Consider the following 21,607-nt stretch of genomic DNA (forward strand, 5'->3'; position numbering starts at 1 on the left):
ACACAGTCCATGCTTTCATCGAGCAGATCTACCGTCTTGTCGCCTACGCCCATATCCAGCTGAATATCCGGGTAGCGTGCGTAGAACGACGGCAAGGCAGGCACCAGCACACGGCTGGCTAAAGGGCTGGGCACATCTACCCGCAAGCGGCCACTGGGCGAAGCCAAGGCTTGGGCCAGATCCCGCTCACTGTCTTCCAGATCGGCCAGCAATTGCACCACACGCTCAAAATAAAGTGCCCCAGCGCTGGTCACACTGACCTTGCGCGTCGTGCGATGCAGCAAGCTCACCTGCAAGCGTGCCTCCAATTGCTGCACCAGATGCGTGGCCCGGGTTCGGCTCAGATGCAAAGCTTGGGCCGCCTTGGTAAAGCTGCCCGTTTCCACCACCTTGGCAAAGGTATGCATCGCTTCGAAACGGTCCACGTATTGTCTCCAATCGGTTGCAGTGATTGTTTTGATTATAGAAATAGTGTTGTCTGCCATCTAGCGTTTATCTGTCCACGCACAAGACCTACAGTGCATAACTCAATGAACTTCACCTGCCCAGCAGGCACTGGAAAGCATGATGACTACCTTACGCCAAGCCGTCTTCCCCACCGAACGCCAAGCCTTGTATGAGCGCGGTCACTACTCACCGGCGATTCGTTCCAATGGCTTTTTGTTTATTTCTGGCCAAGTCGGCAGCCGCGAAGACGGCTCACCCGAGCCGGACCTGGAACAGCAAATACGCCTGGCCTTTGAGAACCTCAATACCGTGCTGGCCGCAGCAGGTTGCAGCTTTGCTCATGTGCTGGATGTGACGCTGTTTTTGGTGAACCCGGAAGCCAATCTGGAAACCCTGTGGAAGGTTCTGCCGGACTACTGGGGGGATGCGCCTTACCCGGCACTGACAGGCGTAGGGGTGCCTTGGCTGTCGGGTTTTCAGTTTGAAATCAAGGTGGTGGCACAACTGCCCGAACAAGCCTGATACGCAAGCTCTTGTCGCCATTATCGATAGGCTAATCGTGCTAATCGGACTCACTGCCAGGCAATGCGGCCAATACCGCAGCCTGCATACTTTGCGTAAACGCGGTATCGCCCATGGCCCGACTGATCATCCCTGTCCCCAACATGGCGGCAAACAAGAGCATGACTTGCTCTTCGGTCTGCTCGGCACACGCTTGCAGGGCAACGCCGCGAAACTGCTCAAACAAGCTCTCTACGCCTTCGCTGTAAATTGCCGTGGTCTGCGCATCCGCAGGCAGGCCGCTGGCCAGGGAAGAAAAGGCCAGGATCGGGCAGCTTTGGGTTTGAGGGCGATGCTTGAAATATCGCCGCATCAAGGCTTGAAACCCTTGCACGGCGTCCTGTTCATAGCGCTGGTTGATACGCTCCCAGGATTCGGAAGACTGGGTAAAAGCAAATCGGGAGGCCTCGTCAATCAAAGCCTCCTTGGAGACAAACTGCTTGTAGAAAGCGCCTGCCGTCAAGCCCGCCTCTTTCATGATGTCCCCGATCGAGACCCCTTCCACTCCATGTTTGCGAAACAGTCGGCAAGCCGTCTCCAGCACACGCTCGCGGTTGCGTTCGGCCTGCTCACGCGAGACACGCCCCATTCAAACCTCCGGACGACGAAAGGCAATCAGCTTGGCAATCAGGCGCTGGCACACTTCATTGTTCTGATTCAGGGTGTGAGACTCCACCACCACCATGCCCCTGTCCGCTTTGGAGCGGGAGAGCTGAATGTCGATGATTTTACTGAGCACATGCAAGACATCGCCAGGGCGCGTAGCCCGTGGCCAATCGATTTGCCCACCTGCACCAATAATCCCCTGACTGAATACCAGGCTGTCCACCAAAAGCCTCATGGTAATGGCGGCGGTATGCCATCCACTGGCGGCCAGCCCCTGAAAGAACGTGCCCTTGGCCGCCTCTGCATCCAGATGGAAAGGCTGCGGATCGAACTGGCGGGCAAAGCTGACAATTTGCGCTTCATCCAGAGCATGTTCTGCGCTGCGAAACTCCATTCCCAGGGCCAGATCCTCAAGATAGACAGGTGCTGTAAGGCTCATCCGAATACTCTCCAGAAAGTGTGTGAGTACGCGTCGCTGCCCGCGTAAATAGATTATGGATGGCAGCTATCCTTGCACAGCTTTCCTGGGAAAGCAAGGATAGATTATGGCCATACTCTATTTTTAAAATGGTAATAGTTCTACTTTTTTTACTGCGGAACAAACCATCCAGAAGCTTGCAAGCAGGTGCCTGAATAACGAAAAACAGTCTAAAAATCAGTTCCTTGCGGCCAGTTGAAGGCACAGTATCCAGTGGCACACCCGTCAGGCCACACCCCTGCTACTACAGGGACAATGCATCTTGAATGCTACACATCCCTCCAAAAACCAACGCCTGAGTTTTCTACCGTTCTACATCCTGATTACAATCACACTCTTGCGGTTTTGTCGGAACGAACGGTGTTTCATGCCCGTCTTTCTTTCCCAGGCACAACCAGTCCTTACCCTGCCCTGAGGCCACAAGCTTGTTGATTCAACAAGTCTTTTGTACCCGCTTCAAGCATGGCTAACCCATTGATTAAGAGGAGATCCTACACCTATGTGCACATTCATTTATGCACTCTTCTTTGGTATAGAGAACGGCTCAAGTTTTCGATTTCGCAGCGCGATAATCTAGACTTGAGCGAAGCAATAACTTACTGAAGGACTTCACTCAGGCCTCAAGAATTATCGTCAGCTTCTATTGACGAGGATGCGCTGTACCCGCGCACCCAAAAAACTTGAGCATGTCATGAGTACTTTACTGTCAGTCCACTCACTCTCTTACGAAACCCTTTCCGGTCCTTTATTCAAAGAAATTGCCTTCACTATCAAGGCCGGAGATCGAGTTGGACTTATAGGCCACAACGGTTGTGGCAAAAGCACCTTAATCAGCCTGCTGTGCGGCGAACTGACGCCCAGGCAAGGCAGTATTTCACTAGCAAACCACTGCATTCTGGCGCGTGTTGAGCAATACCTGCCAGCGGATCTGCACGCCTTGAGTTTGCTGAGCGCCGTACTGGCTGCCCTGCCCGCAGAGCAGCACGATACGGATGCCTGGCGCGCAGAAAGCTTGCTTGGCGAGATGGGCTTTCAGGAACAGGACTGGCATACCCGGGTCAGTGCCTTAAGTGGTGGGCAGTACACTCGCCTGCTGCTGGCACGGGCCTTGATTACCCAGCCTGATCTGCTCTTGCTGGACGAACCCAGCAACCACCTGGACCTGCCTTCCCTGCTTTGGCTGGAAAGCTTTCTAAGCAATTGGCGCGGCACATTTTTGCTGGTCTCTCACGACCAGCGCTTGCTGGATCGCGTGTGCAACAGCACCATTATTTTGCGCGATCGTACGCTGTCTTTTTTCTCTCTACCCTGCTCGGCTGCGCGTGAAGCGTTGCGCAATCGAGACGAGGCGGATTTGCGTCGTCATCAAGGCGAGCAAAAGGAAATTGATCGCATCGAACAAAGCGCAAAACGCTTGGCTATCTGGGGACAGGTCTACGACAACGAGACCTTTTCCCGCAAAGCCCAAAGCATGGAAAAGCGCCTGTCCAAACTGCGCGAAAACCAGACCGATCTGACGGATGGCACACCCTGGACCTTGCAGTTGCATGGCCTGGACATGAAGGCAGATCGCCTACTGGATATTGCAGATATGGTCGTCAGCCCGGCACAGAACCTGCCTGCTCTCTTTCAAGCCCATGGCCTGCAGGTGCGCAGCGGGGATCACATCGGATTGGTCGGTCGCAATGGTTGCGGTAAATCCTCTTTATTGCGTCAGCTATGGCAATACCGGCAGGACGAGGTGGACATGGACGGGCTGAAGTTTCACCCGCAATGCCGCATTGGTTATTACGACCAGGACCAACAGCAACTGGATGGTTCCAAGACCTTGCTGCATGCCTTGCAGGACTTTTCGCCCTTACCGGACGATGTCAGGAAAATGGCGCTGATCAGTGCCGGTTTTCCTTATCTGCGGCATGCACAGAAAGTGAATAGCTTGAGTGGTGGCGAGCGTGCTCGGCTGATGTTTATTGCCCTGTCGCTGGCCAACTATCATCTGCTCTTTCTGGACGAGCCAACCAACCACCTGGACCTGGACGGCAAGGAAGAACTGGCAGAGGAACTGTGCGAATTCAAAGGCGGTTTTATCCTGGTCACCCATGACCGGGAGCTGCTGGAGAAAAGCTGCAATCGCTTCTGGCTGGTGGACGAGGGTTCCTTGACGGAAATGCAGGACTTGACGCAGTTGTATGCTGCTCTGGTCCAGACAGGTCAGCCAGAGGAATCCTCACCCATCCTCAGCCCGGGCACAGGAAGCACAACAAGGGCTCAATCAGCCCCCTCCAGCGACGACACATTGCTGGAACAACTGATTGAACTGGAAAGCAAACTGGAGGCTGATCTGGCACGCAAGCCCAAGCATCAAAAGCCTGGCTTGCAAGAGGTCTGGCAAGCGGAAATCCACAAGCTGCGCCAAGCCTTGAACCTGGACTAATCCAGACCTTATGCCTTGTCTGCTCAACAGATCCGGCAAGGCATAAAAACAGCCCCTTGTTATCAGATTCAACAAGGGGCTGTCTGTATCTGCTGGGCTTCAGTCTGCTAAATCCAGCACCAAGGTCTGCGACATCAAGGACGAACCCTCACGCAAAGGCTCGGGCTCTCCGCTGGGCACAAAGCCGTAACTCTCATACAGCCGGACGGCTGCTTCATTCGTCAGGGTCACGCCTAAGCGAACACAGGCTGCTTGCCTGCTTTTTGCCCATTGCACTGCGGTATCCAGCAGAGCAAAACCCGCTCGCAAACCTCGCGCCGACGGCGCCACCCACATCTGATAAATATCGGCCAGAACGGGCTCTGAGGCAGACAACTTGCACCAGACCAGGCCGCAAGCCTGCCCCTCTTTTTCAGCGAACAAGACGCGGTCCGTCTCGGACGCACAAGCAGCTTGAATCCGCTCCTGCCAGAAATGCTCAGGATGTGTGGACTCCACGGCATAGGTACTCCCAAATGCATCGGGACAATCACGCAAGGCGCCAAGACGCAATGCTTGATACAGACGCCATTCCTGCGCCTGAACCGGACGAATAGAGATCACAACACATCCTTTTCAAGAAAAATCTGGCGGCGATCAAGGTCGCACGGCCGTCACCTCCAGCTCGACCAGCCAGCCTGGGTTCACCAGAGCCTGGACCGCCATGGCTGATCGCACAGGCAGATTTGGCTGCTCCTTGGTTCCAAAGTACTTGGAATAGCCTGCCATGAAGCCGTCAAAATCCAACTTGCCACCCTCCGGAGCAACCAGGAAGGCCTGCATCTTGATAATGTCCCCTACCGACATGCCCATCCCTTCCAACTGAGCCTTGATCTGCTCCATGATGGATTCGGTTTGCTGCTGCATATTGCCGTAGGCTGCCGTGCTGGCCGCATCAGCCGACTTGTCGCGCACAGCGGGAACGGTACCGCTCAAGTACACCGTGGTTTTACCGGCAGGCACTTCCACTGCCGTCAGAATCGGGAAATCCGAATTGGGAATAGGATGGCGCTTCACATCCTGCGCCAACGCTGGTGCAGCCAGGCTACTGATCAAGGCAGCAGAGGCAAGCATCTTCACGACATTCATAGTTTTCTCCTGATTGAAGGTTCAAAAACCAAGACTTCATTAGGTACGAGCTCTTCCCTAAAGCCTATTTAATTTCAGAAAGCCGCTCTAAAGTTCAGACAGTTATCTTTTGATTCAAAAAAACTGTCTTTCTGTAGTCTGTGCAGCGGGCTGTTATCCAGGCAGCAATCGCATCCACAGAAAATCTCCAAGGAGTCCAAGGCTTAATGCAAAGGCCTCAACAGCAATAAAGCACACAAAGCCAGCATGAAAACAGCGATGCTGCCATCCAGTACACGCCAGGCCAACGGCTGACGAAACACAGGTTGCAGCAACCGCGCCCCATAGCCCAAGGCCAGAAACCAGCTGGCACTGGCCGCACAGGCCCCCAAAGCAAATGCCCACTGCAAGTTACCGGGATAAGGCGTGGACAGACTGCCCAACAGCACCATCGTATCCAGATAGACGTGGGGGTTCAAAAAGGTGAACGCCAGACAGGTCAGCAAGATACGGCGTCGATTGCGCTCGCTCCCCTGCCCGGCCATCAGGCTTCCTTTACCCGTCCAGGCCCGCTGCGCGGCCAGCAGCCCATACCAGGCCAGAAAAGCCGCGCCACCAAAGCGCAGAACTTGCAGCAAACCAGGCCATTCCTGTACCAACGTACCAATGCCAGCCACGCCCCCCAGAATCAGGACAATGTCGGCCAGCGCGCAGATTGCCACCACCAGCCCCACATGACTGCGCTCCAAGCCCTGTCGCAACACAAAGGCATTTTGAGTGCCGATAGCCATGATCAGGCCCGCCCCCGTCAGAAAGCCAGTTGCAACAACAGAGAAGAACATGCCAGCCATCCACAGAATTGAAAAACTGCGTTATGGTGCTGTCATTTACGGTTTAAGAAAAGCTAATTATTCTTCACTTAATTAAGAATAATTAATCAAACAAGCCAATTATGGATCTGCTGCACCCACAACTACGAGCATTTACGGCCGTCCTGGAAGAAGGCAGTTTTGAAGCAGCCGGGCGCAAGCTGTACATCACCACCTCAGCCATCTCGCAGCGTATCAAAGCGCTGGAGGACAGACTGGGGCAAGTGCTGGTCCTGCGCCAGCCGCCTTGTCGTCCAACACCGGCGGGAGAGTTGCTGCTGCGTCGTGTACGGCCCATGCAGGTTCTGGAAGCCGAGGCCGTCGCAGACTTCCTGCCAGAGCAAAATGGCCCACGACGGCCTATCGCCATTGCGGTCAATAGTGACTCGCTGGACACCTGGTTTCTGAAAGCCTTGTCCCGGCTAAGTCAGGAATATGGCTATCTGTTTGATGTGCGCGTGGATGATCAGGACCACACACTGGAATTGATACGCAATGGCTCCGTGCTGGGCGCGGTCACTGCCGAACCTGCCCCCCTTCAAGGCTGCGAGGTGCAGGCCTTGGGCATCATGCGCTATCAGGCCATTGCTTCTCCCGAGTTTGTGGCCCGCCATTTTGGATTGGGAATAGACGCAGCATCCCTGGCTCAAGCCCCCATGATCGTCTTTAACCGCAAGGACGAATTACAGTGGCGCTTTATACGCCAAATCACGAATGACTCCGTAGCCCCTCCCATCCACTACCTGCCCACCTCCACCGGCTTTGTGAAAGCAGCGGCTTTGGGCCTGGGGTGGTGTCTGGCACCCGACTCCATGGTCAGCGATGCCCTGGCCGCCGAAGAGCTGGCTTTAGTCGCCCCCGGCCTGTGGCTGGATGTGCCTTTGTATTGGCAACATGCGGCTATCCGCTCCGACACCTTGCGCAATATGGGTAGGGCCCTTCAAGAAGCGACCCGCAGCTCATTGCTGCCGGCGCCTTCTTGAACAGCTCTTTGAGGCCCGTACGGGGAAACAATGGGTGAAGTTTTCCACTTCAGGAAGATGGCAGAAGTCTGATTCACGCCGACTCTTGCCACAGACTTGTCGAGAACAGCACTCAGGACTTTCGTTTGGTTCTGGAAGGTCGGGCAAGCTCAGAAATAATGCGCGCCAGCTTCTGCGCCGCTTCCCTCATTTGCTCGGGACTGAATGCGCTCAAACCCAGAATCAGTCCCGAAGGTCCCTGCCCAGCGTGATACATGGGTGAGACGGGACGCACTGCCACGCCTTCCTTCATGGCTCGCTGCGCCACCACCACATCATCAACCGGCGAGGTCAGCCACAAGACGGAATGCATGCCTTGATCGCTTGGCTGCAAGCTGGCCAAATCACTGGGCAAAACCTCGCGCACAATCTCAAAAAGGTGGTTACGACATTGGGTGTAGATCCCGCGCATACGCCGAATATGGCGCTCCAGATGCCCCTCTGAAATAAAGCTGGCCAAGACATGCTGGTCTGCACTGGGCGGGTGCCGATCCAGCAGAACGCGCGCTCCGCAAAAAGCCTGGACCAACTGCGGCGGCACAATCGCATAACCCAGACGCAGCGAGGGAAACAACACCTTGCTGAAGGTTCCCAGATAGATCACCCGCTCCGGGTCCAGACCCTGCAGGGAAGGAAAGGGATGGCCACTGTAGCGGAACTCGCTATCGTAATCATCTTCGACAATCCAGGCGGACATATCGCGTGCCCAGGCCAACAAGGCATTGCGCCGCGCCATGCTCATGGGCATGCCCAAAGGATATTGATGCGAGGGAGTGACAAAGGCAAGCCGCGCATCTGCTTGCAAACGTATGCCCGCAGCCACATCCAGCCCCTCTTCATCCACAGGTACACGAACCATTCGTTCCGGCGAACCTATCGTATTCAAGATCGCGGTAATGCCGGGATAGGCGGGGTTCTCTATCCAGGCAAAATCCTGCCTGCCCATCAACACCAGACAAGCCAGAAACAAGCCTTGCTGAGTACCCGTCGTCACAATGACCTGCTCCGCCTCACAACGCACCGAGCGTGACCGACGCACGTACTCTGCAATAGCCTCTCGTAAAGGCAAGGCGCCTTGAGGGTCCCCATAACCACCCGGCGCGCCCTGACCATGGGCTCGCAAGCGATTCCCCAAACGTCGCCAGATGGGGCCTGGCGCAGCGGCACCCAAGGGGATCGACACGGCAAACGGGGCAGAGGGTAAAGGCTGAAATTGAGCCGCAACCGTATTGAATGGCTGGGCGGCAAGTGGTGCAGGCTGGGCAGGCAGCGATGCCGTCCTGCGCTTCTTCGGCCTTGTTTCGGGATTGGCCAGCGAGTGAGCGATGTAAGTGCCCACGCCCGGCGAGGACTCCAGAAAGCCTTCGGCAATCAGTTGCTCGAAAGCCTCTACGACCGTGCCACGGGCGACACCCAAAGACGCTGCCAAGGCTCGTGTGGAGGGCAAGGACTCACCCGGCTTGAGCGCACCGTTTTTTACTGCTTCGCGCAACTTCTGCGCCAACTGACGGCCCAGGCCCCCTGCACTTCGGTCCAGTTCGCCAAGGGAAGGAATCTTTGGATTATGAGCAGTACGAGACATGAATTGTGGTCCATAAAAATAGCGCCAAACTGGTACAGATCAATGATCCAGAATAGACCAATAATAGACACATCACCCCTGAACCCCAAGCCAAGAAAGACAACGATGTATATCCCCGCTCACTTCAATGAATCCCGCCCTGAATCACTGCACGAGCTGATCGCCCAGCATCCACTGGGCATTCTGGTCGCCCATGGCAAAAGCGGACTAAGCGCGAATCACCTGCCCTTCATGCTGCATCCCCAGGAAGGTGCACAAGGAGTACTGCACTGCCACGTCGCCAGAAACAATCCCGTCTGGCAAGACCTGGAAAACGGTGACGAAGTGATGGTGATATTCCGTGCAGGAGACGCCTACATCTCCCCACAGTGGTTCCCAAGCAAATTGGAAACACACAAGCAAGTTCCGTCCTGGAACTACATCGTGGCACACGCCTATGGGCGAGCAAGAATACGCGATGAAGAACGCTATGTGCGCGGGGCCGTGGCACGTTTGACCCGCATCCACGAAGCCAGCCAGCCCGTACCCTGGAAGATGACAGATGGCCCTAAGGACTATATCGACGCCATGCTGAAAGCCATTGTCGGAATTGAAATTGAGATCACTCGGCTGATCGGCAAAGCCAAGCTGAGCCAGAATAAGGAGGCTCGGGATGTGGAGGCGGCATCAGCAGCATTAATCAGCCAGGGAGATCATTTCATTGGCTGTGCGATGCAGGCGGTGGCAGTAGACAAACGGGAGCAGGAGAACAAAGCGTAGATCACCTGTTCCCCAGCAATAAATATCCTTGCGTCTATTTTTTATGTGCTGAGTGAAGCCAATGCCCGCAAGGGTGACGGCTTCACTCAAGCAGCCGCCTCGGCAACAGCCTTGCGCACAGCTTCACGCGCCCCTACCCGCTCCAGATAAGCACTTAGTTTGGGAAATTGGCTCATATCGACTGCATCCCCCTCCAGCCAACCACCTACTGTGTACAGATAAGCATCAGCTACGCTGAACTGCTCGCCCAACACCCAGGGACCCACAATCAAGGATTCCAGATAAGCCGCACAAACCGTCATGTTTTGCGGCACCTTGGCGCGCATGGCTTCTTCGGCCGCTGGATCATCTGCCCAACGGGAACCACGGCGCTTATGTGCGTGGGCCACATGCACCGTGGACGCCAGATAGCTATGCAGCTCCTGCATACGGGCGAATCCAAAAGGATCATTCACAGGCGCCAGCTTGGCATCCGGAAAGCTCTGCGCCACAAAAGCCAGCAAAGCCGGAGTTTCCGTCAAAGCCCCCTGCTCTGTCACCAGTGCCGGCACACGCCCCTTGGGATTGACGCGCAGAAACTCCGGGCTTTGCTGTTGATTCGCACCAAAATCCAGCTTGACCACATCAAAGTCAGCCCCTGCTTCATGCAGTGCAATATGAGTTGCAAGCGCGCAGGTCCCTGGCGCGGAATAGAACACCCAACGAGACATGTCGATCTCCTTTTGTCCATAAAACGAAGGGATCATTATGACGCTGAAGCCTTGTTGGGCAAGCAGAAAACAAAAAACCCAACAGCCGTTAAGCTGTTGGGTTTCTTGGGATATCTTGGTGGAGTCGGGGGGAATTGAACCCCCGTCCGCAAGCCGTCCACAGACAGTTCTACATGTGTAGTCAATTAATTTTAAGTTTTAACCTTGGACTGTGCCAATTGACAGGCCTTTCCTTGGCGATCCACTAAGTTTTAGAACCGGACTTCGTGGCGCAGGCCGATTCGATTCTTTGTAAATAACACTGCTGTAGGTTGCCCTACCTAACCCAAAGACAAATTAGTGCAGTGGCCCAGCCTTAAGCGGCTAGAGCGAAACGCTCGTCGTTGGCGTTTGTAGTTTTCCAGTGGATTTACGAGCGTACTGGTGCTCGACACGCCCTGATCTGCTTCTTGACCCACGTCGAAGCCATGTCGACCCCATGTGGATTAGCAACCATATCACATCGGCTACAAAATGTATAGCTCCTGGTGCTAGAATAACCCTCTTCCGCGCTCTGGCTGAGTCCTCGCCAGAGCGTTTTTCACGTACTTCACGCCTACCCATTTGTTTGGAGTCGCTTTTCATGGCCCATCCCGCCAACCAAGCCAGAGGCCCATTAGGCTTTATCCTGCACGGCAGTCTTGTTACTCAAATTGTGATCGGTTTGATCGCCGGTATTTTGCTGGGACGCTTTGCTCCCGATGCCGCGCACTCGATCGCCCTGCTGGGCCAATTATTTGTCTCTGCCTTGAAGTCGGTTGCGCCGATTCTGGTGTTTGTTCTGGTGATGTCTTCCATTGCCAACCAAAAAGCCCAGTCCTCCACCCGCATGGGTCCTATTTTGCTCTTGTACGTGCTGGGCACCTTCCTGGCTGCACTGATTGCCGTGATCGCCAGCTTCGCCTTCCCCGTCAAGCTCAAGCTGGATCTGGCCGATGCCACCTTGAACCCTCCTGGCAATATCGTTGAGGTATTGCTGGATCTGCTGACCAGCATTGTGGTGAACCCGGTTGATGCCTTGCTCAATGCCAACTACATGGGCATTTTGGCCTGGGCTATTGCTCTGGGTCTGGCGCTGAAACACGGCTCGCAAGGTTCTCGCGACCTGCTGACCGATATGGCCAATGCCGTGTCGTCCTTGGTGCGCCTGGTCATTCGCTTTGCGCCGCTAGGTATTTTTGGTCTGGTAGCCGTCACCATTGCCGAGTCCGGCTTTGATGCGCTGCGCCAATACGGACTGCTGCTGATTGTGCTGGTAGGCTGCATGCTGGTGGTGGCTCTGGTCGTCAACCCCTTGATCGTGTTTGCCAAGCTTCGTCGCAACCCCTACCCGCTGGTATTCACCTGCCTGCGTGAAAGCGGTATCACAGCCTTTTTCACCCGCAGTTCTGCGGCCAACATCCCTGTGAACATGGCTTTGTGCGAGCGCCTGGGCCTGCATAAGGACACCTACTCGGTTTCAATTCCACTGGGTGCCACCATCAATATGGCCGGTGCTGCCGTTACGATTACCGTCCTGACGCTGGCTGCGGTGCACACACTGGAAATCCCGGCTGACCTGCCTACCGCCCTGCTGCTGAGCCTGGTGGCTACCATTGCCGCTTGCGGTGCATCGGGCGTTGCTGGTGGCTCTTTGCTGCTGATTCCACTAGCATGCAATATGTTCGGTATTTCCAACGATGTCGCCATGCAAGTGGTTGGCGTTGGCTTTGTGATTGGAGTGGTACAAGACTCGGTAGAAACGGCCTTGAACTCCTCGACCGACGTGCTGTTTACCGCTGCGGCAACACTCGAACCAGGCCGTGCCTGATTTGATATCTTGACGCACAAGGGGCCAGCCATTCAGGCTGGCCTTTTTTGTAGGCCGATCAAGCAACGCCTGATTGCCTCAGCCCAAGTACCCGCCGCCATGCTTGAGTGTGCAGGCACTCAATGCTTCTGCAATCAGACTCTTACCAAGGAATCTTCGTGGATTTAGCCAGCCTTTCTCTGTATATCGTTGCAGTATCGGCCGTCACTATCATGCCGGGCCCCACCATGCTGCTTGCCTTGAACAATGGTGCACATGGCGGCAAACGGATCGCAGCATGCGGTATTGCGGGTGCGGCGCTCTCGGACCTGATTCTGATTGCTGCCGTCGGCTGTGGACTGGGCGCGCTGCTGCTTGCCTCCGAGCAGCTTTTCACAGTGGTGAAATGGATAGGTGCGGCGTATCTGCTCTATCTGGCCTATGGTCTCTGGCACGCTCCGGTCAGCTCTATCCAGACAGGCACCCCCACGGAAAAAGTTCGGACGGGTCGCGCGGCTTTTCTGCGATCTTTGCTGGTTGCCCTGTCCAACCCTAAAGCGCTGCTGTTCTTCTCTGCATTTTTGCCGCAATTCATTCGTCCGGAAGAAGCGATTGCCGTTCAGTACATCACACTGGCCTTGGTCACAGCCCTGATTGATATGGCTTTAATGACTGTCTATGCCGTGGGTGGCCATCACGCCATGCGGCTGCTTTCCGGCAAGGCTATGCGTTGGTTGAACCGGGCTTGTGCTGGCATGCTGGCAGGTCTGGGTATTGCGCTAAGTCTGTATCGACGCGGTAATTCCAACTGAAGATCGCAACCGCCAAGGAAAACAAGGGACCTGAATCGGTCCCTTTTTCTTATGTGCTGCAAGCCAGTCTTGTCTACGACAAGACTGCACCTCACCATCCGTGACGCTAGAGCAACACGCCAAACGACAAACCGCAAACCCGTGCCAGGTCCTTTCACCCAGCGCCATGTTCAGGCTGATGGGATCGTATATCATCATTCAGATGGCCACCACGAATAGCCTGCTACGGGTTCAGAACAGCCATGTCTCACAAACTCCGGTTTGCCCCAGCGGCCAGCAGCCCAGCCTGAACCGGCACGATTTCCCTTCACCCCGAATCAACAAGGAGCCAAGATGAAGCGTATCTATTTAGCGGGTCCTGATGTGTTTTTCAGCGATGCCACCGAGCGTGCCAAGCTGCACAAGCAATTGGTACGAGACTTCGGCTTCAAGCCCTTGCATCCCGTTGATCAGGAAGAGATCGAGGCCTCGGCTATCTACCACCACAATATTCGTCTGCTGGACCAAGCCGATGCGGTTCTGGCCAATATCACGCCCTTTCGAGGCGCAGAGATTGATACCGGCACCGCTTTTGAAATCGGTTACGCCGTAGCCCAGGGCCTGCCTGTTTTTACCTACCGCTCTACCGCCGATACCGTTCTGGACACCGTCCGCGAGCACTACAGCCCAGTTGTGCTGGACCCGGCCAGCCAGATCTGGCGTGATCGCAATGGTGCGCTGATCGAAGACTTTGGCCTGCCCTCGAACTTGATGGTGGCGATCAGCACGGAGTTTGTACACGGTTCCTTTACAGATGCCCTGATCGCCGCACAGGATTATTTCAAAGCTATTGGCTAATTCATTTTCGGAAAAAATACTGCTGATTAATCAATCACAAGCAGTCAAACAGAGTCAAAATTAAACGGTTTTCAGGGACATTAAACGCATCTTGTACTCAGGTATGATGTGGACTTGAAACTCCCTGCCCGAACACAGGAACCACAATTGGTTCCCCGCCGCACCCGCTTTTCCTGAATCAAAAAAACAGGGCTATGCCCCGCACCATGCCAGACACCAGCAACATCTCTTTTCTTGATCGTGTACGCGCCATTCTTAGTGATCTCCCCGCTTCCGAACGACGTCTGGCCCAATTCACACTGGATTTCTCGGGTGATTTATCCAGCTACAACGCCTCGGAACTCGCCAGTCTGGCCCAAGTTTCCAATGCCACTGTCACACGTCTGATCCGTCGTCTGGAATACGCCAACTACGAAGCGGCACGCAAGCAGATTCGCACGGAAAGAACGGATGACTCCTTCACCTCGGTCCACCAGCCGCTATCTCCGGGCGAGGCCGCCTTGCACTCACACTTGCAGGAAAGCTATAGCAAACTGGGCAATACCTATCGGCATCTGTCCCATTCTGTTCTGCAGGAAGCCAGTCAAGCCATCAGCCGTGCGCGGCAGGTTTGGCTGGTGGGTTTGCGGGCAAACTACTTTCTGGCCGGGCATTTTTACTGGCATTTGTCCAAACTCATGCCGGGCGTACGGCTTATCCCCGGAGCGGGGCAAACCGTCTCAGACTACTTGGCCGACCTCCAGCACCAGGATGTCGTGATTGTTTTTGATTTGCATCCACGCCCCAGCCAAATGCCGGAGCTGATCGGACGCCTGGAAACACGCTGTGCGGACATCGTGCTGATCACCGACCAGGATTACAAAGAGCGGCCCAAGAGCCGCTGGTCCCTGCCCTGCCAGCCTGGGCCTGAAGCGCTGCCTGATAATTCGGTGGCCGTTGCCAGCCTGTCTCATCTGCTGCTGTCCGAAATACTGAAAGTACGTGGCGCTGATCGCCGTGATGAATCAGAACAAGAACTGGCCACCGCTGACGCGCTGTTTTGAACTAACAAAAAACACCCTTTTCAAGCTCTGCAAGCCACTCAGAGCAAAAGAGACCAGCTCTTGTGCCAGTGCGTCTCCTGCATCATTTGCCCCGCCCAGCTAAACCAAGGCTCCAAAATCAGAGCCTTCTCCTCCCTCATCTACGACCAAAGTCGCCTGTTGGGAAAAGTTGATTCGTTCTATACATGCTGTACACAGAGCGCCCTCAAGCGCCAACTCTCTGTACACGCCGTGTTTAGAGAGCCTCGATGCCAAGAATCATCAAACCCCATAAGGAGACATAAGAATGAGCTCAGCCAATACTGTCGTGACGGCAGTAACTCAGCACCCTGCCTATCAAGAACTGCTTAGAAGACGCAACCGCATGAGCCTGATTTTTTTCGGCTTGACCGTGATTGTGTACGCCGGTTTTATCTTGACCCTGGCCTTTGACCCCGAACTTTTCAGCCGCTCTGTCGGCTCCATGACCATGACCATTGGCGTGCTTAGCGCCGCCATTGTGCTGATTAGCGCCGTCGTCCTGGTGTCCACCTTCGTCTACATTTCCAATAAGGTGTATGACCCCTTGCTGGCTCAAATCATGAAGGACGTGACATGAAGAGACTACTTCTGAGCCTGGGCCTGTTCAGTCTGGCCAGCGGCAATGCCATGGCGGCCTCCCCCGGCCAGGCCAATACCTCCGCCATTGTCATGTTCCTGATCTTTATTGCCGGGACTATGGGCATCACCTGGTGGGCGGCACGCCGCACACGCACCACGTCCGACTTTTACACCGCCGGTGGCGGTTTGACCGGCTTTCAAAACGGCCTGGCAATTGCCGGGGACTATCTGTCCGCCGCTTCTTTCCTGGGGATTGCGGGCATGGTGTACGTCAGCGGTTTCGACGGCATGATTTACGCCATCGGCTTCATGTTCGGTTGGCCGGTTGTGATGTTCCTGATTGCAGAGCGCCTGCGCAATCTGGGCCGCTACAACTTTGCCGACGTCACCTCGTTTCGCCTGTCGCAAAACCCCATGCGGATTCTGGCGGCCAGTGCCTCGCTTCTGATCATTGCCCTGTACCTGATCGCGCAAATGGTCGGTGCTGGCAAGCTGATCGTGCTGTTGTTTGGTCTGGACTACAACGTGGCCGTGGTGATTGTGGGTTCGCTGATGATGATTTACGTCACCTTTGGCGGCATGACGGCCACCACTTGGGTACAAATCATCAAAGCCGTGCTGATGCTGGTCGGTGCTACCTTGATGACTGTTCTGGTTTTGGCCGCGTTCTATTGGGATGTCGATGCCATGCTGGCCGCCGCCGTGGAAACACACCCCACCGGACACGCCATTCTTGAGCCCGGCGCTGCCGTCAGCAGCAACCCGCTGAACGTGCTGTCGCTAGGTATCGCGCTGGCCTTCGGTACCGCAGGTCTGCCCCATATCCTGATGCGCTTCTTCACCGTGGCGGACGCCAAGGAAGCCCGCAAATCCGTGATCTACGCCAGCAGCTTTATTGGCTACTTCTACCTGCTGACCTTCATCATCGGTTTCGGTGCGATTGCCTTGCTGGTCAAGCATCCCGAGTACTTCCAGACGGGTCCGGACGGCTCTTTCAATATGCTGACCAACCTGATTGGCGGCACCAATATGGTGGCGGTGCACCTGGCCAATGCGGTAGGCGGCAACCTGTTGCTGGGCTTCCTGGCAGCAGTTACCTTCGCCACGATTGTGGCCGTGGTTGCAGGCTTGGCCTTGGCCGGTGCCGCCGCCATTTCTCATGACCTGTACGCCAACGTCATTGCCAAAGGCCGCGCCACCGAGAAAGACCAGATGCGCATTTCGCGTATCTCCACAGTGGTGTTGGGCGTGCTGGCGATTTTGCTGGGCATTATCTTTGAAAACCAGAACGTCGCCTTCATGGTGGGCCTTGCCTTTGCCATTGCAGCCAGTGCCAACTTCCCGGTCCTGGTGCTGTCGATTGCCTGGCGTGGCTGCACCACGCGTGGTGCCACCATTGGCGGTTTTCTGGGCCTGGTCACCGCCACGGTGTGGGTGGTCTTGAGTAGCACCGTGTGGGTGGATGTCTTCGGTTTTGCCGAGCCCATCACCCCCTTCCCTAACCCTGGCATCCTGTCCATTCCGCTGGCTTTCTTCTCGATCTGGCTGTTCTCAACCCTGGACAACAGTGCCCGCGCTGCCAAGGAACGCGAAGCCTTCGAGGCTCTGACCGTACGCAGTCAAACCGGCATTGGTGCTGCCAGCGCCAGCGCTCACTAAACACACTTTTCATGCTGATGTAATCAGCACGCAGGAACAAGAACAGGGCATTTCGGTGCCCTGTTTTTACTGATAGGCAGCTCATCCTGGCAGGCACCATTACAGATACTTGAACATGGCATAATCCCCACATGAATGAACTGCTCATTGCTGACGATCACCCCCTGTTTCGTGAGGCGTTACGAGGCGTCGTCGCCAGCCTGTTTCCCGGCACGGCCATCTACGAAGCGGATCGTATCTCCAATTTGTATCCCCTGGTCGACGACCATCCTGACGCCGATCTGCTCTTGCTGGATCTGGATATTCCAGGGGCAATCGGTTTCAGCGCTTTAGTCCATTTACGCGCGACCTACCCATCCCTGCCCATCATTCTGGTCACCGCCCATGAAGAGGCCCGCTTCATGCGCCGCGCCATGGATCACGGAGCCATGGGCTTCATCCCAAAATCCATTGATGCACAGACGCTGGGCGTAGCCCTGCAGGTGGTTCTGGATGGTGGCACCTGGTTGCCGGAAATCGGCTCTTCCTCTCCGGGCATCAGCCTGGACGAACGGGAGGTCGCGGCGAAATTGCGCGAGCTGACACCGCAACAATTTCGCGTTCTGCAAATGCTCAGCACCGGGCAACTGAACAAGCAAATTGCCTACGAACTGAATGTCTCGGAAGCCACCATCAAGGCACACATGACGGCCATCCTGCGCAAGCTGGGTGCTTCCAATCGTACTCAGGCCGTCTTGATGGCCAGTCATCTTGGCCTGAACCAGGACGAATCCCAGGACGCTAATACGTTTTAATTTGCGCGGTCAGAAAAGCTCGCAGCGAAGCGGGCTTTACCGGCTTGGTCAGCACCAGATAACCATATTGTCGAGCCGCTGCTTTCAGCTCGTCGCTACCATCCGCCGTCAACAAAGCGCCTTGCGCATGAGGCAGATGCAAACGCAATAGTTGCAGTGCCTGCAAGCCGTCCAGCCTATCATGCAAGTGATAATCCACCAGCAAGACATCGGGACTCAAGGCAATTTTCTCCAAAGCGCTATCTACCGTATTGGCGGTGATAATTTGTGCTCCCCAACGCCCCAGCAGCACTTCCATACCCGCAATAATATCCAGATCGTTATCCAGACACAGCACACGCAAGCCTGTTAAAGGCAAGCCATCGGCAGGCTTGCTGGACTCGTTATTTTGCTGACTGCTGGCCTGCGTAGCGTCACTCAAAGGAACGCGAATGGAGAACATGCTGCCACGCCCCACTTCGGATCGCACATCCAGCGTATGCCCCAACAAGACCGCAATACGTTGGCAAATGGACAGGCCCAAGCCCAGGCCACGGCCATCCCAATCGAAGGCTTGTTCATAGCGATGAAACTCCGCATAAATCTGCTGAATATGATGTGGCGGGATACCCTGGCCTGAGTCCCAGACCTGAAACTCCAGCTCCTCGCCCCGGACACGCACGCCAAACACCACTCGTCCTTCCTGGGTGTAGCGCAAGGCATTGGCCAGGAAATTCTGCAGCACGCGCCGCAACAGACGATGGTCGCTATACACCTGCAAAGGTCGAGCATGAATCCGCAACTGGATACCACGTCGTGCAGCCATAGGAGCGTATTGGTCTGCCAAATGCTGCAGCAGATGCTGCACATTGATCACGCCCAGATCCGGCTTCAAGGCTCCGGCATCCAGACGGGAAATATCCAGCAGGCCTTCCAGCAACTCCTCCGCCGTACGCAAAGAGGTATCGACTCGCTCGGCCAGATTGGGCATCTCCGCCAGGTCATGCGTATCGCGCAAGGCCGACGCAAACAGACGTGCCGCGTTAATCGGTTGCAGCACATCGTGGCTGACGGCCGTCAGGAATCGGGTACGAGACTCCTGGGCTTTTTCCGCCTCCTGCGTACGCACCGCGACACGCTGCTCCAGGCTGTCGTTCATCTCCCGCAGCTCGCGCTCCACGCGCTTGTAGTGCGTGATATCGCTATAGCTGGTGACATAACCGCCGCCCGGCAAAGGCCGCCCCCGCAGCTCGATCACCTGCTTGTCATTCAACATACGCTGAGTCACATAGGAAGAGCCTTCGCGCATGAACTGAATACGACGTTCTATGGCTTGTTCCACCCCTATGCTTTCCACGCCATCGACCTTGCCCCGCTCGGCATTAAAGCGAATCAGATCCGCCACGGACCTCCCCACGTACAACATGCTGGGCGGGTAATCGAATAACTGCTGATAGCGCTGGTTCCAGGCGACCAGCCGCATGTCCGCATCCACCACACTGACACCCTGATCAATGTTCTCCAGGGTGGCCAGCAAAATATCCCGATTGAAACGCAGTTCCTGCCCCGCCTCATCCAGCACGGCCATGATGGCAGCCACCTCCATGCCCGAACCACGCAAGGCGCTGGTCAGCACCAGGCGCGCGGACGCGGCCCCCACCGCAGCTGCCAGCAATAGCTCCGTGAAATGCACCCAGGAACTATCCGCCCGCAAACCAGGCTCCAGCGATTGCTTGGCCTGTCTGGCCTGCGTTTCAAAAGCCCGCTTCGCCATTTTTTTACCAACGATACGCTCTGCCAAAAGCAGCAAATCCTGGACCGACAAATCCCCATAAGAATGACGGGCCGCCAAGGTCTGCCGCTCCGCATAAGGATTAAGAAACGGTTCGGCCCGCAAGCGCTCTCCCAAGCCCGGACGCCGGCGCCAGGACACCCACAAAAAGGCGCTGATATTGCACAGCAGGGACCAGAAAGTGCCATGTGTCAGCGGGTCCCAGCCCTCTACGCCAAAAAGTTGATAAGGGCGCAGCCAGGACAGGCCAAATGGCCCGTGATACAACCAATCATCCGCCAGCCAGCCCACCTCGGTCAGCGTCGGCAAAAGCAAGGTATAGACCCAGATGGCAAAGCCCAATAGCAGTCCGGCCTCTACGCCCTGTCGACTGGCACCGCGCCAATACAAACCACCAATCAAGCCCGGCCCAAACTGCGCAACCGCCACAAAAGCCATCAGCCCATAAGCGGCCAGGGTCGTATCGCTGCCACTGAGCATGTAATAGCCGTAAGCCACACCCGCCAGCGCCATGATGGCGACACGGCGTATCCATAGCACTGTGGAAGCCACCGTACTTTGCTGATACTGCGCCCAGCCACGACGCAGCAACAAAGGCATCACCAAGTCATTACTGACCATGGTTGAGAGCGCCACACTGGTCACAATGACCATGCCAGTTGCAGCCGAAAAACCGCCTATGTAAACCATCAAGGCCAAGCCAACCTGGTTTTGCGACAGGGGCAAGGCCAGCACAAAACTGTCCGGTGCCACGCCCTCGCCCCCGACGCCAAACAGGCTGACTCCTGCCGCGGCAATAGGCAAGACCATGACGCTGACCACCAGCAGATACGCCCCAAACAACCAGCGCGCCCGCCGTATATCCACCACGTCCCCACATTCCACAATGGCCACATGGAACTGACGGGGCAAACAAATAATCGCGGCAAAGGCCAGCAAGGTTTGACCGACAAAACCCACCGGCGGACTGTTCTCGAACAGTGTGCTGACGGCCCCCACCATATTCAGTTCAGTCTTGCCAAACCAGCGAAAGGCGAACAGGCCAACCGCCACCAAGGCCACCAGTTTCACCACGGACTCAAAGGCCACGGCCAGCATCAAACCCGGTCTATGCTCGGTCGCGTCCACCTGGCGTGTTCCAAACAGAATAGAAAACAAGGCCATCAAAATCGCGACATACAAGGCCGGATCACCAAACAGCCCGGCGTGAAACTCGGTCCCGGCCAGCACACTCAAACTCAAGGCCACCGCCTTGTATTGCAGGGCCAGATACGGCACGGCCGCCACCACGGCAATCCCCGCCACCATGGCCGCCAAGCGCTGCGAGCGCCCATAACGACTGGCCATGAAGTCCGCAATGGAAACCGTGTTCTGGGATTGAGCCACCAGCGCCAGGCGTTCAATAATCCGCCAGCCAAACAGCAGCATCAGCATGGGGCCAAGATAAATAGGCAGAAAGCCAATGCCATAGCGCACCGCCGACCCGACCGCGCCGTAAAACGTCCACGACGAACAGTACACAGCCAAGGCAAGGCTGTAGACCGTAGGTCGCAACCAGGGGCGCTGGGTATACAAAGGATTCCTGTCCCCGAACCAGGCAATGGCGAACAAAATTGCGGCGTAAATCAACGAGGCCAACACCACCCAAGCTGGCGTCATCTGCACTGTCTCCTACTTTGGTATAACGC

At 55.8% G+C, this 21,607-nt stretch carries 20 protein-coding genes and 1 other RNA gene; 11 read left to right on the forward strand and 10 right to left on the reverse strand.

Translation table 11 applies throughout. The features are described 5' to 3' along the window. Nucleotides 1-425, reverse strand: a 425-nt coding sequence (locus N879_RS06955) for a LysR family transcriptional regulator (protein WP_022983254.1), incomplete at its 3' end; no start/stop codon positions are given. 142 nt (nucleotides 426-567) lie between these two features. Between N879_RS06955 and N879_RS06960 the strand changes: the two genes are divergently transcribed. Beyond that, the gene (locus N879_RS06960; protein ID WP_022983255.1) at nucleotides 568-969 is read left to right on the forward strand and encodes a RidA family protein; all 402 of its coding nucleotides are present in this window, start codon (nucleotides 568-570) and stop codon (nucleotides 967-969) included. A 40-nt stretch (nucleotides 970-1,009) separates the two neighbouring features. Here N879_RS06960 and N879_RS06965 read toward each other — a convergent pair whose 3' ends face one another. Together N879_RS06965 and N879_RS06970 are read right to left on the reverse strand one after the other, a co-directional pair. Further along, complete coding sequence (locus N879_RS06965; protein WP_022983256.1) at nucleotides 1,010-1,597, reverse strand: TetR/AcrR family transcriptional regulator; 588 nt, start codon at nucleotides 1,595-1,597, stop codon at nucleotides 1,010-1,012. Continuing rightward, entirely contained in the window at nucleotides 1,598-2,053 is a 456-nt protein-coding gene (locus N879_RS06970) for a MaoC family dehydratase (protein WP_009456299.1), read from the reverse strand. It abuts the gene before it with no gap. A 730-nt stretch (nucleotides 2,054-2,783) separates the two neighbouring features. Here N879_RS06970 and N879_RS06975 point away from each other — a divergent pair. Continuing rightward, a complete protein-coding gene (locus tag N879_RS06975) occupies nucleotides 2,784-4,526 on the forward strand; it encodes an ABC-F family ATP-binding cassette domain-containing protein (RefSeq protein WP_022983257.1) in 1,743 nt (580 codons plus the stop codon). 99 nt (nucleotides 4,527-4,625) lie between these two features. On the opposite strand, the gene N879_RS06980 is transcribed toward N879_RS06975, so the two are convergent. The 3 genes from N879_RS06980 to N879_RS06990 form a co-directional block, all read right to left on the reverse strand. After that, nucleotides 4,626-5,129: a GNAT family N-acetyltransferase gene (locus N879_RS06980; RefSeq protein WP_009456292.1), complete on the reverse strand. Its 504-nt coding sequence runs from the start codon at nucleotides 5,127-5,129 to the stop codon at nucleotides 4,626-4,628. Between the two features lie 33 nt (nucleotides 5,130-5,162). Then, complete coding sequence (locus tag N879_RS06985; RefSeq protein WP_009456291.1) at nucleotides 5,163-5,654, reverse strand: RidA family protein; 492 nt, start codon at nucleotides 5,652-5,654, stop codon at nucleotides 5,163-5,165. 203 nt (nucleotides 5,655-5,857) lie between these two features. Then, the gene (locus N879_RS06990; RefSeq protein ID WP_009456290.1) at nucleotides 5,858-6,475 is read right to left on the reverse strand and encodes a LysE/ArgO family amino acid transporter; all 618 of its coding nucleotides are present in this window, start codon (nucleotides 6,473-6,475) and stop codon (nucleotides 5,858-5,860) included. A 110-nt stretch (nucleotides 6,476-6,585) separates the two neighbouring features. Here N879_RS06990 and N879_RS06995 point away from each other — a divergent pair, with 110 nt between their 5' ends. Next, nucleotides 6,586-7,485 carry a LysR family transcriptional regulator ArgP gene (locus N879_RS06995; RefSeq protein ID WP_022983259.1) on the forward strand — a complete coding sequence of 300 codons (900 nt, stop codon included), beginning with the start codon at nucleotides 6,586-6,588 and terminating at the stop codon, nucleotides 7,483-7,485. Between the two features lie 112 nt (nucleotides 7,486-7,597). Here the strand turns inward: N879_RS06995 and pdxR are convergent, their stop codons facing one another. After that, the gene (gene pdxR / locus N879_RS07000; RefSeq protein WP_009456289.1) at nucleotides 7,598-9,106 is read right to left on the reverse strand and encodes a MocR-like pyridoxine biosynthesis transcription factor PdxR; all 1,509 of its coding nucleotides are present in this window, start codon (nucleotides 9,104-9,106) and stop codon (nucleotides 7,598-7,600) included. A gap of 105 nt (nucleotides 9,107-9,211) precedes the next feature. Between pdxR and N879_RS07005 the strand changes: the two genes are divergently transcribed. Further along, on the forward strand, nucleotides 9,212-9,865 hold the full coding sequence (locus tag N879_RS07005; RefSeq protein ID WP_022983260.1) for an FMN-binding negative transcriptional regulator: 654 nt from the start codon (nucleotides 9,212-9,214) through the stop codon (nucleotides 9,863-9,865). Between the two features lie 86 nt (nucleotides 9,866-9,951). On the opposite strand, the gene N879_RS07010 is transcribed toward N879_RS07005, so the two are convergent. Together N879_RS07010 and ssrA are read right to left on the reverse strand one after the other, a co-directional pair. Beyond that, entirely contained in the window at nucleotides 9,952-10,575 is a 624-nt protein-coding gene (locus N879_RS07010; RefSeq protein WP_009456288.1) for a glutathione S-transferase family protein, read from the reverse strand. Between the two features lie 116 nt (nucleotides 10,576-10,691). After that, nucleotides 10,692-11,053, reverse strand: a transfer-messenger RNA (tmRNA) gene (gene ssrA / locus N879_RS20035). 144 nt (nucleotides 11,054-11,197) lie between these two features. Between ssrA and sstT the strand changes: the two genes are divergently transcribed. The 7 genes from sstT to N879_RS07045 all read left to right on the forward strand — a co-directional run bounded on the left by sstT (nucleotide 11,198) and on the right by N879_RS07045 (nucleotide 18,148). Further along, a complete protein-coding gene (gene sstT / locus N879_RS07015) occupies nucleotides 11,198-12,424 on the forward strand; it encodes a serine/threonine transporter SstT (RefSeq protein ID WP_009456287.1) in 1,227 nt (408 codons plus the stop codon). 158 nt (nucleotides 12,425-12,582) lie between these two features. Continuing rightward, nucleotides 12,583-13,215, forward strand: a complete 633-nt coding sequence (locus N879_RS07020) for a LysE family translocator (RefSeq protein ID WP_031232457.1) — start codon at nucleotides 12,583-12,585, stop codon at nucleotides 13,213-13,215. A 333-nt stretch (nucleotides 13,216-13,548) separates the two neighbouring features. Then, on the forward strand, nucleotides 13,549-14,052 hold the full coding sequence (locus N879_RS07025; protein WP_009456284.1) for a nucleoside 2-deoxyribosyltransferase: 504 nt from the start codon (nucleotides 13,549-13,551) through the stop codon (nucleotides 14,050-14,052). A gap of 194 nt (nucleotides 14,053-14,246) precedes the next feature. Beyond that, the gene (locus N879_RS07030) at nucleotides 14,247-15,095 is read left to right on the forward strand and encodes a MurR/RpiR family transcriptional regulator (RefSeq protein ID WP_009456282.1); all 849 of its coding nucleotides are present in this window, start codon (nucleotides 14,247-14,249) and stop codon (nucleotides 15,093-15,095) included. Between the two features lie 286 nt (nucleotides 15,096-15,381). Continuing rightward, nucleotides 15,382-15,693, forward strand: coding sequence for a DUF485 domain-containing protein (locus N879_RS07035; protein ID WP_009456280.1), 312 nt, complete (start codon nucleotides 15,382-15,384; stop codon nucleotides 15,691-15,693). Further along, the gene (gene actP / locus N879_RS07040; protein WP_009456279.1) at nucleotides 15,690-17,354 is read left to right on the forward strand and encodes a cation/acetate symporter ActP; all 1,665 of its coding nucleotides are present in this window, start codon (nucleotides 15,690-15,692) and stop codon (nucleotides 17,352-17,354) included. Before N879_RS07035 ends, actP begins: the two co-directional genes overlap by 4 nt. A gap of 131 nt (nucleotides 17,355-17,485) precedes the next feature. Further along, entirely contained in the window at nucleotides 17,486-18,148 is a 663-nt protein-coding gene (locus tag N879_RS07045; RefSeq protein ID WP_009456278.1) for a response regulator transcription factor, read from the forward strand. On the opposite strand, the gene N879_RS07050 is transcribed toward N879_RS07045, so the two are convergent. Further along, nucleotides 18,135-21,578, reverse strand: a complete 3,444-nt coding sequence (locus tag N879_RS07050; protein ID WP_022983262.1) for a hybrid sensor histidine kinase/response regulator — start codon at nucleotides 21,576-21,578, stop codon at nucleotides 18,135-18,137. The genes N879_RS07045 and N879_RS07050 overlap by 14 nt on opposite strands. Nucleotides 21,579-21,607 lie beyond the last annotated feature (29 nt).

The organism is Alcaligenes sp. EGD-AK7, from assembly GCF_000465875.3.
Lineage (GTDB): Bacteria > Pseudomonadota > Gammaproteobacteria > Burkholderiales > Burkholderiaceae_B > Alcaligenes > Alcaligenes phenolicus.

Coding starts and splice junctions, on each gene's coding strand:
- N879_RS06985 (WP_009456291.1), bottom strand. CDS start 5,654: ATGAATGTCGTGAAGATGCTTGCCTCTGCTGCCTTGATCAGTAGCCTG.
- N879_RS07050 (WP_022983262.1), bottom strand. CDS start 21,578: ATGACGCCAGCTTGGGTGGTGTTGGCCTCGTTGATTTACGCCGCAATT.
- pdxR (WP_009456289.1), bottom strand. CDS start 9,106: ATGTCTCGTACTGCTCATAATCCAAAGATTCCTTCCCTTGGCGAACTG.
- N879_RS06990 (WP_009456290.1), bottom strand. CDS start 6,475: ATGTTCTTCTCTGTTGTTGCAACTGGCTTTCTGACGGGGGCGGGCCTG.
- sstT (WP_009456287.1), top strand. CDS start 11,198: ATGGCCCATCCCGCCAACCAAGCCAGAGGCCCATTAGGCTTTATCCTG.
- N879_RS06975 (WP_022983257.1), top strand. CDS start 2,784: ATGAGTACTTTACTGTCAGTCCACTCACTCTCTTACGAAACCCTTTCC.
- N879_RS07005 (WP_022983260.1), top strand. CDS start 9,212: ATGTATATCCCCGCTCACTTCAATGAATCCCGCCCTGAATCACTGCAC.
- N879_RS06960 (WP_022983255.1), top strand. CDS start 568: ATGACTACCTTACGCCAAGCCGTCTTCCCCACCGAACGCCAAGCCTTG.
- N879_RS06995 (WP_022983259.1), top strand. CDS start 6,586: ATGGATCTGCTGCACCCACAACTACGAGCATTTACGGCCGTCCTGGAA.
- N879_RS06970 (WP_009456299.1), bottom strand. CDS start 2,053: ATGAGCCTTACAGCACCTGTCTATCTTGAGGATCTGGCCCTGGGAATG.
- actP (WP_009456279.1), top strand. CDS start 15,690: ATGAAGAGACTACTTCTGAGCCTGGGCCTGTTCAGTCTGGCCAGCGGC.
- N879_RS07035 (WP_009456280.1), top strand. CDS start 15,382: ATGAGCTCAGCCAATACTGTCGTGACGGCAGTAACTCAGCACCCTGCC.
- N879_RS06965 (WP_022983256.1), bottom strand. CDS start 1,597: ATGGGGCGTGTCTCGCGTGAGCAGGCCGAACGCAACCGCGAGCGTGTG.
- N879_RS07025 (WP_009456284.1), top strand. CDS start 13,549: ATGAAGCGTATCTATTTAGCGGGTCCTGATGTGTTTTTCAGCGATGCC.
- N879_RS07045 (WP_009456278.1), top strand. CDS start 17,486: ATGAATGAACTGCTCATTGCTGACGATCACCCCCTGTTTCGTGAGGCG.
- N879_RS07030 (WP_009456282.1), top strand. CDS start 14,247: ATGCCCCGCACCATGCCAGACACCAGCAACATCTCTTTTCTTGATCGT.
- N879_RS07010 (WP_009456288.1), bottom strand. CDS start 10,575: ATGTCTCGTTGGGTGTTCTATTCCGCGCCAGGGACCTGCGCGCTTGCA.